General features: G+C 57.5%; 16 protein-coding genes. 12 read left to right on the top strand and 4 right to left on the bottom strand.

The window, feature by feature from the left end; genetic code table 11:
• Positions 1 to 50 precede the first annotated feature (50 nt).
• The gene (rpiA, locus tag BSK21_RS02775) at positions 51 to 839 is read right to left on the bottom strand and encodes a ribose-5-phosphate isomerase RpiA (RefSeq protein WP_067549966.1); all 789 of its coding nucleotides are present in this window, start codon (positions 837 to 839) and stop codon (positions 51 to 53) included.
• A gap of 154 nt (positions 840 to 993) precedes the next feature.
• On the opposite strand from rpiA, the gene BSK21_RS02770 reads away from it, so the two are divergent.
• From BSK21_RS02770 to BSK21_RS02760, 3 genes are read left to right on the top strand one after another with little or no spacing between them, the layout of a single operon-like run.
• Positions 994 to 1,668: a glutathione S-transferase family protein gene (locus BSK21_RS02770; protein WP_197498171.1), complete on the top strand. Its 675-nt coding sequence runs from the start codon at positions 994 to 996 to the stop codon at positions 1,666 to 1,668.
• Positions 1,668 to 3,041: an L-serine ammonia-lyase gene (locus tag BSK21_RS02765; protein ID WP_067549968.1), complete on the top strand. Its 1,374-nt coding sequence runs from the start codon at positions 1,668 to 1,670 to the stop codon at positions 3,039 to 3,041. The genes BSK21_RS02770 and BSK21_RS02765 overlap by 1 nt, the downstream gene beginning before the upstream one ends.
• Positions 3,042 to 3,077: 36 nt before the next feature.
• Positions 3,078 to 3,998, top strand: a complete 921-nt coding sequence (locus BSK21_RS02760) for a DMT family transporter (RefSeq protein WP_067549970.1) — start codon at positions 3,078 to 3,080, stop codon at positions 3,996 to 3,998.
• Here the strand turns inward: BSK21_RS02760 and BSK21_RS02755 are convergent.
• Positions 3,995 to 4,642 carry a thiamine diphosphokinase gene (locus tag BSK21_RS02755; RefSeq protein ID WP_067550535.1) on the bottom strand — a complete coding sequence of 216 codons (648 nt, stop codon included), beginning with the start codon at positions 4,640 to 4,642 and terminating at the stop codon, positions 3,995 to 3,997. The genes BSK21_RS02760 and BSK21_RS02755 overlap by 4 nt on opposite strands.
• 239 nt (positions 4,643 to 4,881) lie before the next feature.
• Between BSK21_RS02755 and BSK21_RS02750 the strand changes: the two genes are divergently transcribed.
• A complete protein-coding gene (locus BSK21_RS02750; protein ID WP_231924788.1) occupies positions 4,882 to 6,765 on the top strand; it encodes a hypothetical protein in 1,884 nt (627 codons plus the stop codon).
• Positions 6,766 to 6,833: 68 nt separating this feature from the next.
• Here BSK21_RS02750 and BSK21_RS02745 read toward each other — a convergent pair whose 3' ends face one another.
• Positions 6,834 to 7,046, bottom strand: a complete 213-nt coding sequence (locus tag BSK21_RS02745) for a DUF2842 domain-containing protein (protein WP_067549974.1) — start codon at positions 7,044 to 7,046, stop codon at positions 6,834 to 6,836.
• Positions 7,046 to 8,341, bottom strand: coding sequence for an adenylosuccinate synthase (locus tag BSK21_RS02740; RefSeq protein ID WP_067549976.1), 1,296 nt, complete (start codon positions 8,339 to 8,341; stop codon positions 7,046 to 7,048). The genes BSK21_RS02745 and BSK21_RS02740 overlap by 1 nt, the downstream gene beginning before the upstream one ends.
• 242 nt (positions 8,342 to 8,583) lie before the next feature.
• On the opposite strand from BSK21_RS02740, the gene secG reads away from it, so the two are divergent.
• From secG to BSK21_RS02700, 8 genes are all read left to right on the top strand, one after another.
• Complete coding sequence (gene secG / locus BSK21_RS02735) at positions 8,584 to 8,955, top strand: preprotein translocase subunit SecG (RefSeq protein WP_067549978.1); 372 nt, start codon at positions 8,584 to 8,586, stop codon at positions 8,953 to 8,955.
• Between the two features lie 175 nt (positions 8,956 to 9,130).
• The gene (locus BSK21_RS02730; protein WP_067549980.1) at positions 9,131 to 10,774 is read left to right on the top strand and encodes a CTP synthase; all 1,644 of its coding nucleotides are present in this window, start codon (positions 9,131 to 9,133) and stop codon (positions 10,772 to 10,774) included.
• Between the two features lie 98 nt (positions 10,775 to 10,872).
• A complete protein-coding gene (locus tag BSK21_RS02725; protein WP_067549982.1) occupies positions 10,873 to 11,655 on the top strand; it encodes a 23S rRNA (adenine(2030)-N(6))-methyltransferase RlmJ in 783 nt (260 codons plus the stop codon).
• Positions 11,656 to 11,697: 42 nt separating this feature from the next.
• Positions 11,698 to 12,135, top strand: a complete 438-nt coding sequence (locus BSK21_RS02720) for a TerB family tellurite resistance protein (RefSeq protein WP_067549984.1) — start codon at positions 11,698 to 11,700, stop codon at positions 12,133 to 12,135.
• A 145-nt stretch (positions 12,136 to 12,280) separates the two neighbouring features.
• Positions 12,281 to 13,054 carry an ABC transporter ATP-binding protein gene (locus BSK21_RS02715; protein WP_067549986.1) on the top strand — a complete coding sequence of 258 codons (774 nt, stop codon included), beginning with the start codon at positions 12,281 to 12,283 and terminating at the stop codon, positions 13,052 to 13,054.
• 119 nt (positions 13,055 to 13,173) lie between these two features.
• Positions 13,174 to 13,902, top strand: a complete 729-nt coding sequence (locus tag BSK21_RS02710) for a transporter substrate-binding domain-containing protein (RefSeq protein ID WP_067549988.1) — start codon at positions 13,174 to 13,176, stop codon at positions 13,900 to 13,902.
• Positions 13,903 to 13,980: 78 nt separating this feature from the next.
• Positions 13,981 to 14,865, top strand: a complete 885-nt coding sequence (locus BSK21_RS02705; protein ID WP_067550537.1) for an ABC transporter permease — start codon at positions 13,981 to 13,983, stop codon at positions 14,863 to 14,865.
• Complete coding sequence (locus BSK21_RS02700) at positions 14,862 to 15,668, top strand: ABC transporter permease (protein ID WP_067549990.1); 807 nt, start codon at positions 14,862 to 14,864, stop codon at positions 15,666 to 15,668. Before BSK21_RS02705 ends, BSK21_RS02700 begins: the two co-directional genes overlap by 4 nt.
• Positions 15,669 to 15,773: the final 105 nt, after the last annotated feature.

Raw genomic sequence — 15,773 nt, 5'->3', positions numbered from 1 at the left:
GGTGGGCCGAAAGGTGGCGGTCAATCTGCCCCCACGCACACAGCAGTCGCTTAATCTGCGATATCGCCAAAGATGTTATCGTCAGCAAGGAAATCGAATTTATCCTCGGTGATTGTGCCCTCGTGGATATCGCGCACTTCGACGCGACCATCGCCGTAGCCGATGACAACCGCATCACAGACATCAAGGAACAGTCCGTTTTCCACGACACCCGGGATTTGGTTCACAACAAAGCTCAACTGGCGTGGGTTGCCGATCCGTTTCAAATGCAGGTCTAGGATATGGTTCGCCTCATCGGTCACAAAGGGCGCATCGCCGTTCATCCGCAGGGTCACATCACGGCCCAGAACGTCCATGCCGATCAGCGCCTCTTCGACGATGGATTTCGTGGTCTGCCAACCGAAGGGGATCACCTCAATCGGCAGAGGAAACGCACCGAGGGTTTCGACGGATTTCGATGCATCTGTGATCACGATCATCTGGTCAGATGCGGTCGCAACAATCTTTTCCTGAAGATGAGCACCACCGCCGCCTTTGATCAGGTTCAATTGTGGGTCAAATTCGTCTGCACCGTCGATGGTCAGGTCAAGCCATTTCGCCTCGTCCAAAGTGATCACTTCAATCCCGACTTCACGGGCAAGGATCGCTGTGCGGGTCGATGTGGGCACACCCTTGATCCTTAGACCTTCTTCACGCACCATTTCGCCCAGGCATTTCACCAACCAAGCCGCCGTTGATCCCGTACCCAAGCCAACCTTCATACCGCTTTCTACAAACTGCGCTGCGCGTTTCGCGGCGACAAATTTGGCTTTGTCGATTGGGGACAGATCGATGGGCATATGGCAGCTCCTCATGGATGTTGCCGATCTTGTAGGGCCTTCCCCCACAACTGGCGAGGGGCGCGGTCGAAAAACCCGAACCGCTGGGCGTAAAACTCTGCCCCAATGTCGTTATCTGACAGAGCGGCGTGGTTTTGCCAGATACACTCGCAGAATGATGACGCGCTATTGCCTGCACTACGCCCCTGACAATGCCTCGCTCTGCGTTCGATTGACGCTAGAGGAATTGGGCGTGGCCTATGACACCGTTTTGGTGGATCGGAGCCAGTCTGCCCAGCGCGGTCCAGCCTACCTCGCCCTCAATCCCAATGGCCTCATCCCCGTTCTGGAAACCCCCGATGGGGTGATGTTTGAAACGGGTGCAATCCTGTTGTGGCTAGCTGATCGGCACGGTGCGCTCGCCCCTGATCCGCAGAGCCCTGCCCGTGGTGATTTCCTGAAATGGCTGTTCTGGGTGGCGAACACATTGCACCCTGCCCTGCGGATGCTGTTCTACCCTGAGAAATTCAGCGCAGATCACCCGACCGCGCTTCGGGATTCGACAAAATTGCGGATTGCGGGGCTGCTCGATATTTTGGCCGATGGTCCTGATCTGATGGAACCGTCGATCCTGCAAACTTACGTCGCGCCGCTGCTGCGGTGGCTGGCGCTTTACCCTATCGATGACACGACGTGGTTCGATTTATCAAAGTGGCCCGCCTTGTTTGACTTCTGCACAATGATGGACGACCGTCCCGCAACCTTGGCCGCGATGCAGGCCGAAGGTCTGGGGCCTACGCCGTTCTCTAAACCGTCATATCCTAATCCCCCCGAAGGAAGCGCACTCTAATGTTTCTCTCTGTCTTTGACATGTTCAAGGTGGGCGTTGGCCCGTCGTCTTCGCACACAATGGGCCCGATGGTGGCTGGTGCGATGTTCCTCGACCACCTGCGCAAACAGCCGTTCAGCGTAGCCGGGCTACGCGCGTCGCTGCATGGGTCGTTGGCGTTTACGGGTGTGGGCCACGCGACTGACCGCGCTGTGATCCTCGGCCTCGCTGGGTTTCTACCTGACACTTACGATGCTGAAAAAGCGGATGCAGAACTGGAACGCATCAAAGCCGAAGGGACCGTGACGCCCGAAGGGCTGCCCGTGCTGACCTTTAACCCCAAAGACGACGTGATATTTGACTACGGTCCTAACCTTGAGGGTCACGCCAACGGTCTGATCCTACGCGGCCTCGACGCCCAAGGCGACGTGATCACCGAAGTGACCTATTATTCGGTCGGTGGTGGATTTGTCCTGACGGCTGACGAACTCGCTGCGGGGAAAGACACTGACGACGGCGCGCCTGTGCCCTTCCCGTTCAAGTCCGCCAAAGAAATGCTGGATATGGCGGCGGAAAGCGGGCTGTCGATTGCGGATATGAAACGCAAGAACGAACTTTCGCGCCGTGGGTTGAACGAATTGAACCGTGGTGTGGAGCGCATTTGGGACGTGATGAACCAATGCATTGATCGCGGTTTGGCCCGCGACGGCATACTTCCTGGCGGGCTATTCGTGAAACGCCGCGCGAAGGGGATTTACGACAGCCTCATGGCAGAACGCGGAATGAACCTCTCTGCCCCGCACCAGATCAACGACTGGATGGCGACCTACGCGATGGCCGTGAACGAAGAAAACGCGGCGGGCGGTCAGGTGGTGACCGCGCCGACAAACGGTGCGGCAGGCGTGATCCCTGCAGTGATCCGCTACTGGCTTGACCATGTTCCCGGTGCGACCGCTACCAAAGTCCCCGAGTTCCTTCTCACCGCCGCTGCGATTGGTGGGTTGATCAAATACAACGCGTCCATCTCTGGCGCGGAATGTGGCTGTCAGGCCGAAGTCGGCAGCGCGTCGGCGATGGCTGCGGCGGGCCTCGCGGCAGTCATGGGCGGCACGCCCGAACAGATCGAAAATGCGGCTGAGATCGCGCTTGAACACCACCTCGGCATGACCTGCGATCCTGTGCGCGGCTTGGTTCAGGTGCCGTGCATCGAACGCAATGGCCTCGGCGCGATCAAGGCGGTGTCGGCGGCGTCCCTATCGCTGCGCGGCGATGGCACCCACCTCGTTCCGCTGGATGCCGCGATCGAGACGATGCGTCAGACAGGCGTCGACATGAACGCGAAATACAAAGAAACCTCTCTCGGCGGGCTTGCCGTGAACGTGCCAAACTGCTGAAGCTGGCGCGGACATCCTCACTCTGTCGGAGAGACCATGAACGACCGCATCCTGCCCGGTATTCTGCTGATGCTCGGCTTTTGTGTGACGGCGCCCATTTTGGACGTTTTCGCAAAGCTGGCGACGGATACAACCCCCGTGATGCAAATCGCCTCTGCGCGGTTCATCGTGCAGGCGGCGATCATGTTGCCCGTTCTGGTTCTCTTACGCCACGCCATCCCGCGTGATCCATCGCTGCGCTGGCCACTGGTGCGGCGTGCGCTGTTCCTCGGCATTTCGACCTATTGCTTTGTCGCGGCGACGAATGAAATGCCCATCGCTGACGCGCTTGCTATCGCGTTTGTAGAGCCGTTCATTCTGCTGATCCTCGGTAAATTCCTGTTCGGTGATGAGGTCGGGATGCGGCGGATCATCGCGTCGGTTGTCGGCTTCGGTGGATCGCTTTTGGTCATTCAACCGAGCCTCGTGACCTTTGGCCTTGTCGCGCTCTACCCTCTCGGGACAGCGCTGTGTTTCGCGCTCTATATGCTGGAGACCCGATCCCTGAGCCGAAAGATGCACCCGATCCCGATGCAGTTCGCGACTTCGGTTCTGACCGCGTTGTTCTGCAGTCTCTTTGTTGGGGTCGCGTGGATCGGTCAGTGGGATGCCCATGCCCCCGTGATGCCCGAAGGGGTCACGTGGCTCTGGCTCTTTGGCGTCGGTGCGGCGTCGGCGCTGGCACATATCATGATGACCTACGCCCTGCGGTTTGCACCTTCTGCGACCCTCGCGCCGCTGCACTATTTGGAAATCATCAGCGCCGCGATCTTGGGCCTCTTGGTGTTCCAAGACTTCCCGAACACGCTGACGTGGGCAGGCATCGCGATCATCGTGTCGTCAGGGCTCTACATCATCCACCGCGAACGGCTGACCGAAAAGGGCAAGGTCCGTTTGAAAGTTCCAGCCGAACTTTAATCCAGCGCGGACCAAAGCGCGGGTAAATTTGCGGCAGAGGTGGATAGAAGCACTGGCCCCTCAGCACGGACCGTGATCGGGCCAGCGACCTCGTTCGACGAACTGATCTTACCATCGGGTGCGAGGGTCTGACCGTCGAGGTTCCACCGCAACCCCGTTGTCCATGCTTGCGACGCCCCCAAAGGCATCAGGGCAATTCGCTCCCCAACGGGCAGTGTAAGGGACAACCCCTCTTTGGGAACGACAACGGCACAATCCCCAACGCCCAAAAGAACCACGCGGCGATCCGCATAACGGGCCAAGACATTGAGAACGGCGAGCTGGTGGTCGATCCGACCGCCCATGAACCCCAAGGCCAGCACGCGCGCCGCATCAATGCGCATAAGACATTTTTCGAAATCAGTCGTGTCTTGTTCGCTGACCTGTTCGATCACATCGGCCAAGCTCAGACGCAAATCGTCGGAGAGGCTGTCGAGGTCACCGATGACCCGCTCAGGGCGGTATCCAGCGGCAATCACATGCGCCGCACCACCATCGGCTGCAACAATCCTTGGCGCCAATCGCATAGCGGTGCTAATCTCATCGTTGCCAGATTGCGCACCGCCGATCAGCGTGACTGGTTCGTTATAAGCAACAGTTCCCATTACCGACCCATTGATTGTCCACAAATTCGCAACTTGCCCCAAAAGGGTCACGAAATAATACCGTCCATAACCTGATTTCGTTCCGTTTTACGAACCAATTGGACGTCAGACAGTGAATTACTGGACTAGGGGAAAGAAAGCGAGCGCATGTAGTTATGGTTGGATCGAGCAAGATTTTAACCGTCTCCTACGGAACCTTCGCGTGCACACTTGAGGGATTCGATGATTCCTTCGACACGATGAAGGCCATTGCGGAATATTTCCGCGATCTGGCGGCGGACGATAGATATTTTGGGGCTGAACCCCCAACACCAGATGCAGAAATGCTGGCGCGCATTGCCGAAAACGAAATTGCGCGTCGGGTCGAAGCCCGTATGGAATCATCTGGGATCGTGTTGCGTGCGGCTGCTTTGGCAGCCTCAGAAAACCGCGCGGCCGAACCCGTGGTAGAAGAACCGCAGGCCGTAGCGCCGAGCGTGGCACCCGTTATGCCGCCGCCCGTCGAGACCCCTGAGGTCGTGGAAAAGGTTGCACCGCAACCTGCCCCAGCGCCCGCAATGTCCGAAAGCGTTGCCGCGAAACTTCAGCGTATCCGCGCTGTCGTCGGCAAATCGTCGACTGGCGAATCCGATTACATCGAAGACATTCACGCGGCCGAACCCGAAGAGGACTTTGACCTTGGCTCTGTTATTGATGCCACGGAAGAAGCGCCCGCTCAGGTCGCGCCGATGGATGTGTCGATTGCAGAGACCGAAGTGACCTTTGATGACCCAGAGGACACGCTTGGTGAGGACGCCCCTGCGGCTGAACCCGTTGCGCAACAGTCTGCTCCTGTTGCCGATGTGGCATCGCCGCGGGAGGCCGCCCCACTCCGCCGCACTCGTGTGATCCGTTTGAAGCGTTCGGAATTTAACCGCGCGCTGAACAACGGCACCATCGAAGCGGTGGCTGACAAAGCTGATGAGGATGTTGTCGCCGCTGCGCTTGCTGCGACACCGACCGAAGAGCCAGTCGACGAGGTCCAAAACTGGGCCGATACCACCACCGCAAACGACTACGACGAAACCTATAACGATGCGGATGTCGTTGAGGCCAGCATTATGGCCAAACTCGCCGCTGCAGAGGTTGATGCGAACGAAGCCGAAGCAAACCAATTCGACCTCGCCTCTTTGGATGGTGCGGACGACATTGATTTCGACGCGGATAGCTCTCTCTCTGACGAAGAAGAAGCCGACCTACTGCGTGAATTGTCTGCTCTGGATGACGACGAAGACGACTATGACGCAGACGAAGTCGAATCGCAGAACGCCTTCGTTATGGAAGACGACTACGAGGATGAGGACGAAGAGCCTGTTGCAGATGCGCGTGCCGACCAACGTGCCCGCGCCCTGCTGGACCGCGAACCCGAGGCAGACGAACGTGACATGTCCCGTATCATGGACCGCACGGACGAACAGCTTCGCGCACCGGAAACCGATCTGCGCCGTCGCACGCTGAGCCACCTTAAGGCCGCTGTTGCTGCGACCGAAGCGGCCCGCCGCATGGGTGAGCCGGTCAAATCGAAAGAAGACGAAGAGACCGATTTCCGTAGCGATCTGAGCGCGGTAGTTCGCCCGACACGTCCGACCGCTGGTGGCGTCCTGCCCCGTCGCGCCGAACGTGGAAACGACCAGCCACGCACTGAGCGTCCGCGTCCTGCGCCGCTCAAACTGGTTGCCGCCCAGCGCGTTGATCTGGCCCCCGAAGAGGCCGCCCCCGCTCGTCCCGTCGCACCCGTGCGTCCGCGCCGTGTCGCAACGGAATCGGTCTCATCCATTGATGCCCGCGACTCAGAGAGCTTTGCCGACTATGTCGAGGAAATGGGTGCGCATAGCCTGCCTGATCTTCTCGAAGCGGCAGCGGCTTACACGTCCTTCGTCGAGGGCCACGAGGAATTCTCGCGTCCTCATGTGATGAAAAAAGTCCGTGAGGTTCTGCAAGACGACGACTTTAACCGCGAAGACGGTCTGCGTGTTTTCGGCACGCTCCTGCGCGAAGGCCGGATCAGCAAAGTCCGAAACGGTCGGTTCCAAGTGTCCGAGGGCACACGCTTTCGCCCCGAACCCCGCGCCGCTCGCGGATAAGGGCACCACAAAATGAAAAAAGGGGGTCGGTTTTCCGGCCCCCTTTTTACGTTTGTCATCGCAAATGCTTATTTCTGATCGGGATCTTCTTTGCCGATCCCGAGAAAGACCCATTTGAACGGCAACGCCCATGCAACTCCCAAGACCACATAGGTGGGCAGCTCTAGCCATTTTGGCAGTCGGTCGATGTTCGACATCACCGTCACCGCGAAAATGACATAGAGCGGCATCCCCACAATGAGGATCAACAGCGACAGGCGTTTCCGTTTCTTATAGTCCATCAGTCCGCAAACGGGTCAGTGACAAGGATCGTATCGTCACGCTCTGGCGAGGTCGACAGAAGTGCCACGGGGCATTCGATCAGCTCTTCAACGCGTTTGACGTATTTGATCGCGTTAGCAGGTAGATCGTTCCACGAGCGTGCACCTTCGGTCGATTCTGACCAGCCTGGCATTTCTTCGTAGATCGGTGTGCAACGTGCTTGTTCGTCAGCTGCGGTCGGCAGGTAATCCATTTGCTTACCGTCGAGGTCGTAGCCCACGCAGATTTTCAGCGTCTCAAAGCCGTCCAGAACGTCCAGCTTGGTCAGCGAAATACCAGTGATGCCCGAGGTCGCGCAGGTCTGACGGACCAGAGCGGCGTCGAACCAACCACAACGGCGCTTACGGCCAGTGGTGGTGCCAAACTCGTGACCACGTTCGCCCAAGCGGTCGCCATCAGCGTCGTGCAGTTCGGTCGGGAACGGACCTTCGCCAACGCGGGTGGTGTAGGCTTTGACGATACCCAGAACGTAGTCGATCGAGCCCGGACCAATGCCAACGCCCGTAGCCGCCTGACCTGCGATCACGTTCGAGGAGGTCACAAATGGATATGTGCCGAAATCGATGTCGAGCAGCGCGCCTTGTGCACCCTCAAACAAGATACGCTTACCTGCTTTGCGTTTTTCGTTCAGAACCTTCCAAACAGGAGCCGCAAATTCCAGAACCGACGGAGCGATGTCTTTGAGTTGCTGGATCAGATCGTCACGGTTGACCTCTTCCATTCCCAGACCTTTGCGGAGCGGGTTATGGTGCTGGAGAGCACGGTCAACACGGGCGATGAGGGTTGCCTCATCCGCAAGGTCAGCAACGCGAATTGCGCGGCGGCCTACTTTGTCTTCATAGCACGGACCAATGCCACGACCGGTGGTGCCGATCTTTGTGCCTTGGCTTGCGGCTTCTTCGCGAGCACGGTCGAGTTCACCGTGGATCGGCAGGATCAGCGGAGTGTTTTCCGCGATCATCAGCGTTTCCGGTGTGATTTCCACGCCCTGTTCGCGAACGGTCGCGATCTCTTTGACGAGGTGCCACGGATCGAGAACGACGCCGTTGCCGATGACCGAAAGCTTGCCGCCACGCACAACGCCAGACGGCAGCACGTGAAGTTTATAAACTTTCCCGTCGATAACGAGCGTATGGCCTGCATTGTGACCGCCCTGAAATCGCGCGATCACGTCAGCGCGTTCCGACAACCAGTCTACAATCTTACCTTTTCCTTCGTCGCCCCACTGAGCGCCGACGACAACTACGTTGGCCATACCTGAGTCTCCTCGATTTCCGGCTCAAAACCCGCGCCCGTATAACGGGGTCAGACGAGGCAGGAAACCGCAATCTGTCATAGAACCGATACGAAAGCGTGTTTCGTCCAATTTAGTTTGCTGACTTACCCGTCAAAGATGCAAGACTGCAGAAAACCGACACTCGGTCACGTTGAGGGGTTGCGGGGAGCGCACTGACCTTCTAGATACCCACCGTTCACGAAAGTGCAGAGAAGAGCCCTATGGAAAGCGTCGTACTGGTCATCCACCTGATCCTCGCCCTCAGCCTCATTGGCGTTGTGCTAATGCAGAAATCTGATGGCGGCGGCCTTGGCATGGGCAGCGGCGGCGGTAACGGCCTCGTGTCTGCACGTGGTGCGGCAACTGCATTGGGTAAAGTGACGTGGGGTCTGGCGGCTGCGTTTATCGTAACCTCGATCACCTTGACGATCATTGCAAAGCAGAACGCAAGCACCGCGTCTGCTCTTGACACTGCGGCACCTGCTGCGGTCGAAGAAGCCCCTGCGGCTGATGCGCCTGCACTGCCTGGCTTGGGGAGCGACCTGCTTCCGCCGTCGGTTGACAGCACTCTGCCGCCAGCGCCTGCAAACTAAGTCTTACCACTACGTATAGGTTTTGGGGCATTTGCCCCAACATCATATTGCGTACCCGGTTGCGTTCGCGGGGCGATTCCGGTTATACTTAACTCCCGTGATACTGCGTTTTGTTCGATAGATTCGGACAGCGTTTCCACATGATTTCGGATTGACTCACGGGGGATGCCTGACCATGGCACGTTTCATTTTTATTACTGGTGGTGTTGTGTCCTCCCTCGGCAAGGGGCTTGCCTCTGCTGCGCTCGGGTCGCTGTTGCAGGCGCGTGGCTATTCGGTCCGCCTGCGCAAGCTTGACCCCTACCTGAACGTCGACCCTGGCACGATGTCCCCGTTTGAACACGGCGAAGTGTTCGTGACTGACGACGGTGCAGAAACCGACCTCGACCTCGGTCACTACGAGCGTTTCACTGGCGTTCCTGCCCGCAAGACCGATTCTATTTCTTCGGGCCGCATCTATTCCAACGTTCTCGAGAAAGAGCGTCGTGGCGACTATCTGGGTAAAACCATTCAGGTGGTTCCGCACGTCACCAACGAAATCAAAGACTTTATTCGCATCGGCGAAGACGAAGTTGATTTCATGCTTTGCGAAATTGGCGGCACCGTGGGCGACATCGAGGGCCTGCCCTTCTTTGAAGCAATCCGTCAGTTCATCCACGAAAAACCACGTGGCGAATGCATCCTGATGCACCTGACGCTGTTGCCATACCTCGCTGCATCGGGCGAATTGAAAACCAAACCAACCCAGCACTCTGTAAAAGAGCTGCAGTCCATAGGTCTGGCCCCCGACGTTCTGGTCTGCCGTTCCGAACAGCCAATCCCAGAGCGTGAGCGCGAGAAGATCGCTCTGTTCTGTAACGTCCGTAAAGAGCATGTCGTTGCAGCTTACGATCTGAAGTCGATCTACGAGGCCCCGCTGGCTTACCACGGCGAAGGTCTGGATCAGGCGGTTCTCGATTGCTTTGGTATCGCGCCGGCGCCGAAACCGAACCTCGATCGCTGGCTCGACGTTCAAGACCGCATCCACAACACCGACGGCGAAGTGAACGTCGCGATTGTTGGGAAATACGTGCAGCTTGAGGACGCTTATAAGTCGATCAAAGAAGCGCTGGTTCACGGTGGCATGGCCAACCGCGTTAAGGTCAACGTCAATTGGGTCGACGCCGAAGAGTTCGACCGCGAAGACGTTGGTGAACACCTGTCGGGCTACCACGCAATTCTGGTTCCCGGTGGCTTTGGCGAACGCGGTACCGAAGGCAAAATCAAAGCGGCGCAATTCGCACGTGAACGAAACATCCCATATCTTGGCATCTGCCTCGGCATGCAAATGGCAGTCATCGAAGCGGCGCGAAACGCGGCTGGCATCGCCAAAGCAGGCTCGGAAGAGTTCGACCACGAAGCAGGCGAAAAGCGTTTTGAACCCGTTGTTTACCACCTCAAAGAGTGGGTCCAAGGCAACCATACTGTGACCCGCAAAGCGGATGACGCGAAGGGCGGCACCATGCGTCTTGGCGCGTACAACGCGACGCTGGCAGAGGGGTCCAAAGTGGCGAACGTCTACGGCGGGACAAAAATCGAAGAACGTCACCGTCACCGTTATGAAGTCGACGTAAAATACCGCGAGAAACTTGAAGAGGCAGGTTTGTGCTTCTCCGGTATGTCGCCTGATGGTCGCCTGCCAGAAATCGTTGAGTGGAAAGACCACCCTTGGTTCATAGGCGTTCAGTTCCACCCCGAGCTCAAATCCAAGCCGTTCGAACCGCACCCGCTGTTTGCGGACTTCGTTCGGGCCGCGGTCGAAAACTCGCGGCTGGTTTAACGGATTGCGGCGCCTTCGGGCGCCGTGTTTCATTGGGGGCGCTGCCCCCGTCTGCGATGCAGACCCCCCCGGGATATTTGGGGCACAAAGGCAGGGCGATGCTTTCTTATCAACATATCTATCACGCTGGAAATTTGGCCGATGTGCAAAAGCACGCGCTGTTGGCGTGGGTGCTGGCCTATCTAACCAAGAAAGATAAGCCTCTGACATATGTAGAGACGCATGCGGGGCGCGGGCTTTATGACCTTGGGTCGTTTGAAGCGTTGAAAACGGGAGAAGCCGCGGCGGGGATTTCTGTCGCAGAAGAGCGCGATTGGTTTGGGCCAGATCATCCCTATGCAAAGGTCCTGAAGGACGTTCGGGAAGAGCATGGGCCCGACGCATATCCCGGATCACCGCTGGTCGCAGCGGGGGTACTGCGCGCGATGGACAACCTGCAGCTCGCCGAGTTGCACCCTAAGGAATTCGCGGTACTGGATGAATTGATGGCGGGGCGCGCGGTTCGCGTGAAGCGGGACGGCGTCGAATATGCGAAGTCTATTTTGCCCCCAGAACCACGGCGTGGTGTGCTGCTCGTTGATCCGCCTTACGAAATCAAAGACGATTACAAAACGATGGCGGACCTTTTGGTGCAGGTGCACAAAAAGTGGAACGTGGGCGTTTTGATGCTCTGGTATCCGATTCTGAAGGATGGGCCGCACAAGCCGATGCTGCGCACGTTAGAGCAGGCGATTCCTGATGGGATCCGCCATGAGGTGAAATTCCCACCCGCTCGGGATGGGCACCGTATGATCGGATCGGGCATGTTTGTAGTGAACGCGCCCTACGGGTTCACCGAAGAATCGGCGCGTCTGTCCAAGCTCTTTGGCACTTTGGCGTGAGCGGGACTTTCCCACGGGTCTACAGGGGCTTATACCTCTCTTATGATAGCTGATTTTCTGCGGCGTCTGACCGCCCCCGCCCAAGACCCTCTGTCCGATGTAGATGCCCGCCGTGCGATCGGTGCGCTTTTGGTTCGGATCGCGCGGTCCGACAACCACTACGCCCCCGACGAAAAGGCGCGGATTGATCGGATTTTGGGAACGCGATTTGGGCTAAATGACGTGGAGGCAAAGGCGCTCCGCGAGGAATGCGAAACGATTGAGGCCGAGGCGCCTGACACTGTTCGTTTCACCCGCGTGATCAAAGAAGCCATTCCGTTGGACGACCGCGAAGCCGTGGTGCGTGCCATGTGGGAGGTTGTTCTGACGGACGGATCACGGGACCAGCATGAGGACGCATTGATGCGGATGGTCGCGCCGCTGCTGGGTTTTACCGATCAGGACAGCAACCGCATCCGTATCGCGATTACGAAAAACTAATCGCACCTTAAGCGAGCAAAATGCACAAAACGGGCAAATGGATTGCGCAAATCGGTCGAGTGGCCCTAACGTCAACCCATAATGGACGTTGCGCTGGACAGAAAATTCCGCACTACTCCGCAGCCAAACAGGGAATACAGACGCCGTGACTTTGAACAGCCCCGTCATCGAAATTCGCAACCTACACAAGGCCTATGGCGCCTTGGAGGTTCTTAAGGGTGTGGATATTAGCGCCGAGGCCGGACAGGTCATTTCGCTCATTGGCTCGTCGGGGTCAGGGAAATCAACGCTGTTGCGCTGCGCCAACCTTCTGGAAGACAGCCAAAAAGGCGACATCCTGTTCAAGGGTGAGCCTGTTGCGTGGAAGGGCGAAGGCCTCCAGCGCCGACCTGCGGATCGCAAACAGTTGCTGCGCATTCGCACGAACCTGTCGATGGTGTTCCAACAGTTTAACCTTTGGGCGCACATGACGGTTCTGCAGAACGTTATGGAAGCGCCTGTGACCGTGCTTGGCCGCGATAAGGCCGAGGTCGAAGAAAAGGCGCGGATGTATCTCGACAAAGTGGGCATCGGGGACAAATGCGATGTTTATCCTGCGCAGATGTCCGGCGGGCAGCAGCAACGCGCTGCAATCGCGCGCGCGCTCTGCATGGAGCCCGAGGCGCTATTGTTCGACGAACCGACGTCGGCTCTGGACCCAGAACTAGAGCAGGAAGTGGTGAAAGTGATCCGTGGACTCGCCGAAGAAAGCCGCACGATGATGATCGTGACCCACGACATGCGGATGGCACGAGATATCTCAGATCATGTCGTGTTCCTGCACCAAGGCTTGATCGAAGAAGAAGGCGCACCAGATGCGCTCTTTGGGGCGCCCAAATCCGAGCGTCTTCAACAATTTTTGTCGCATTCGCTCCATTAAGGAGCCGTGCTGATTGACCCAATGGTCAATTTTGGCACGATGCGGCACATAGACAACCACAAAGTCCCGTTAAGGGGCGATTCCACGGGCAACAGCCCACCAACCTTTGGGAGAGACCAATGAAAACCCTTATCCTCAGCACCGCGATTGCCGCGCTGGCCGCTGGCGCAGCACTGGCTGAAGGCCATGGCGCAACCGTTCGCATGGGCACCGAGGGCGCCTACCCTCCGTACAACTTCATCAACGACGCTGGCGAAGTTGACGGTTTCGAGCGCGAACTGGGCGACGAGCTGTGCGCACGCGCTGAACTGACCTGTGAGTGGGTGACCAACGATTGGGATTCGATCATCCCGAACCTCGTATCGGGCAACTACGACACCATCATCGCTGGCATGTCGATCACCGACGAGCGTAAGCAAGTCATCGACTTCACCGAAAACTACACCCAGCCGGATCCGTCGGCATTCGTCGCTGTTGCAGGCAACGATGTTGACCTCGCTGGCGCAGTGATCGCAGCACAGGCAGCCACCATTCAGGCGTCTTACGTTGCTGAAATGGGCGCAACCCTGCTCGAGTTCGCAACTCCTGAAGAGTCGATTGCAGCGGTTCGCAACGGCGAAGCTGATGCGGTTCTCGCTGACAAAGCATTCCTTGCTCCTGTCGTAGAAGCCGAAGCAGACCTCGCATTCACTGGTGACGACGTTCTCATCGGTGGCGGCGTTGGCATGGGCGTTCGTCAGTCGGATACCGAACTGCGCGACAAGTTCACCGCTGCGATCCAATCGATGAAAGCAGACGGCTCGCTCAACGCGATGATCGCAAAATGGGAAATCGGCGAACAGTTCTAATCGCCTGACCTGAATTTCGCGGGGCGACTGACACCAGTCGCCCCGTTTTCTCTATCCTCTCAACAGACGGTGGCAGCTATTTTCAGTTTCTGTTCCGATCCAGCCTCGCTCGAAGGCATCGAATGGCTCAGCTGCTATTTGACCACAGGCAAACATCTGGGGATCTACTGGTCTATTGGGACGGTCCTGTTGTTGCTGGCCATCACCGCACCCGTTGCGCTGTTTTTCGGCTTTGCAGGGGCAAGCGCCGCACGCTCGCGCATCCTTCCGATTGCTTGGTTCGGGAAGGGATATACCGCGATCGTTCGAGGCGTGCCCGATATCGCCTTTTTCCTATTCTTCGTCATCGCGCTCGATCAGTTCTTTGAATGGATCCGACACGAGGTAAAATGTCCCGACTGGGATATGCCAATCCGACAGGGCAACGATTTTGTCGTCTGCCCAGAGGCAAAGCTGCCATTGGGCACAGCGCCTCAGTGGGTACATGAAACCTACGGATTCTCTCTTGCCGTTCTGACCTTTGCGATCGTGTTTGGAGCGTTTGCCGCGAACGTATTGTCTGGGGCAATGCGGGCCGTGCCTCATGCCCAGCTCGAAACAGCAGAGGCCTACGGCATGACGCAGCGCCAAACCTTCTGGCGCGTGCTGGTCCCGCAGATGTGGGTCTACGCCTTGCCTGGTCTATCGAACCTCTGGATGGTTTTGATCAAAGCGACCCCCCTTCTGTTCCTCCTCGGCGTTGAGGATATCGTCTATTGGGCCCGCGAATTGGGCGCGACGAAAACCGCCAAGTTCACCGACTACCCACACGGTGATTGGCGGATGTGGTATTTCCTCGCTCTCTTGGTCTTCTATCTCGGCTTCACCAAAGTGTCCGAAGTCGTGCTCGATAAAATCATGTCGCGCCTCACACGTGGTCAAGCGACCGCTGCTGGCGAAGCCCAGAGAAAGGCCGCAGCATGACCTGTTGGGATATCCTATCGGACTACGGCTTGCGCAGCGTGGGCTTTGGCGAACGGTTGCTGCCGCGTGATAACTTTACCATCTGTCAGCAGGTCGTGCTGATCGGATCGGGTATGATCTGGAACATCTACTTTGGCCTTTTGGCGTTGGTGTCTGGGTTCTTCTTGGCCGTGGCCACCGCAGTAGGCAAATCGCACCACAACCCGATGTTCCGCAAACCCGCTGAATGGTTCATCTTTGTGTTCCGTGGGTCGCCGTTGTTCATCCAGTTCTTCTTTGCCTACTTCACCTTCCAGAGCCTCAAGGGCGCTTATCCGATCTTTACGCCGCTGACCTCGGCTTGGCTCGGCGCGTTGATCGTGCTGTTCCTCAACACAGCGGCCTATTCGGCAGAGATCTTTTACGGCGCGCTGATGTCGATCCCAAAAGGCGACATTGAAGCTGCAGACGCCTATGGCATGTCAGGCTGGAAACGGTTCCGTCGGATCACCTTCCCGACCATGCTCCGCCTTGCGTGGCCTGCCTACACGAACGAAGCGATCTTCTTGTTCCACGCCACAACACTGGTGTTCATGTCGGGCTTTCCAGCGCGAAGCCAAATGGGTGATGCGCTTTACTACGCGAGCTATTTTGCGGACAAAACGTTCAACCCGTTCATCCCTTACCCGATCCTCGCTGGGTTCTTTATCCTGCTGACATTGACTGTGATCGGCACCTTTGGGCTGATTAACAAACAGCTTAACCGCCATTTACCGCAAACAAATCGTGCTAAAATACGCTTGCGTCTAAATCTGATCCGGTAGTATACATAATTTGATCAAATTTACCGGGTGGGTCCGCGCAAGCGGCAGCTACAACCCAAGCGACGGGGTTTGATCCGATCAATGAAGGGCCAAGGGCATGGACCT

The sequence above is a fragment of the Marivivens sp. JLT3646 genome (assembly GCF_001908835.1).
GTDB classification, from domain to species: Bacteria; Pseudomonadota; Alphaproteobacteria; order Rhodobacterales; family Rhodobacteraceae; genus Marivivens; species Marivivens geojensis.
The sequence above is the reverse complement of the archived record's forward strand: the minus strand, read 5'-3'. Positions and strand labels throughout refer to the sequence as shown.

What these genes read in the sequence shown, in the direction of transcription:
- rpiA (WP_067549966.1), bottom strand. Translation starts at nt 839, where the DNA reads ATGCCCATCGATCTGTCCCCAATCGACAAAGCCAAATTTGTCGCCGCG.
- BSK21_RS02770 (WP_197498171.1), top strand. Translation starts at nt 994, where the DNA reads ATGATGACGCGCTATTGCCTGCACTACGCCCCTGACAATGCCTCGCTC.
- BSK21_RS02765 (WP_067549968.1), top strand. Translation starts at nt 1,668, where the DNA reads ATGTTTCTCTCTGTCTTTGACATGTTCAAGGTGGGCGTTGGCCCGTCG.
- BSK21_RS02760 (WP_067549970.1), top strand. Translation starts at nt 3,078, where the DNA reads ATGAACGACCGCATCCTGCCCGGTATTCTGCTGATGCTCGGCTTTTGT.
- BSK21_RS02755 (WP_067550535.1), bottom strand. Translation starts at nt 4,642, where the DNA reads ATGGGAACTGTTGCTTATAACGAACCAGTCACGCTGATCGGCGGTGCG.
- BSK21_RS02750 (WP_231924788.1), top strand. Translation starts at nt 4,882, where the DNA reads ATGAAGGCCATTGCGGAATATTTCCGCGATCTGGCGGCGGACGATAGA.
- BSK21_RS02745 (WP_067549974.1), bottom strand. Translation starts at nt 7,046, where the DNA reads ATGGACTATAAGAAACGGAAACGCCTGTCGCTGTTGATCCTCATTGTG.
- BSK21_RS02740 (WP_067549976.1), bottom strand. Translation starts at nt 8,341, where the DNA reads ATGGCCAACGTAGTTGTCGTCGGCGCTCAGTGGGGCGACGAAGGAAAA.
- secG (WP_067549978.1), top strand. Translation starts at nt 8,584, where the DNA reads ATGGAAAGCGTCGTACTGGTCATCCACCTGATCCTCGCCCTCAGCCTC.
- BSK21_RS02730 (WP_067549980.1), top strand. Translation starts at nt 9,131, where the DNA reads ATGGCACGTTTCATTTTTATTACTGGTGGTGTTGTGTCCTCCCTCGGC.
- BSK21_RS02725 (WP_067549982.1), top strand. Translation starts at nt 10,873, where the DNA reads ATGCTTTCTTATCAACATATCTATCACGCTGGAAATTTGGCCGATGTG.
- BSK21_RS02720 (WP_067549984.1), top strand. Translation starts at nt 11,698, where the DNA reads ATGATAGCTGATTTTCTGCGGCGTCTGACCGCCCCCGCCCAAGACCCT.
- BSK21_RS02710 (WP_067549988.1), top strand. Translation starts at nt 13,174, where the DNA reads ATGAAAACCCTTATCCTCAGCACCGCGATTGCCGCGCTGGCCGCTGGC.
- BSK21_RS02700 (WP_067549990.1), top strand. Translation starts at nt 14,862, where the DNA reads ATGACCTGTTGGGATATCCTATCGGACTACGGCTTGCGCAGCGTGGGC.